Origin of the sequence: Kitasatospora sp. NRRL B-11411, assembly GCF_000721345.1 — a bacterium.
Taxonomy (GTDB): domain Bacteria; phylum Actinomycetota; class Actinomycetes; order Streptomycetales; family Streptomycetaceae; genus Kitasatospora; species Kitasatospora cineracea.
The window spans coordinates 1-224 of the sequence record NZ_JOGH01000351.1; the positions used below are offsets into that span (position 1 = coordinate 1).

General features: G+C 59.4%; 1 rRNA gene. It reads right to left on the reverse strand.

What is annotated here, in order from left to right:
* Positions 1-84: ribosomal RNA gene (gene rrf, locus IH44_RS0140330) — 5S ribosomal RNA — on the reverse strand; the annotation flags it as partial.
* Between the last annotated feature and the right edge of the window lie 140 nt (positions 85-224).

Genomic DNA, 224 nt, shown 5'->3' on the forward strand with positions numbered 1-224 from the left:
CCCTGCAGTACCATCGGCGCTGTGAGGCTTAGCTTCCGGGTTCGGAATGTAACCGGGCGTTTCCCTCACGCTATGACCACCGAAACACTATGAAACTATCCGCCACCCGACCGCCGGAGCGGTCACGGGGGTCGTTGTTTCAGAACAACACAGTGGACGCGAGCAACTGAGGACAAGCCCTCGGCCTATTAGTACCGGTCAACTCCACCCCTCACAGGGCTTCC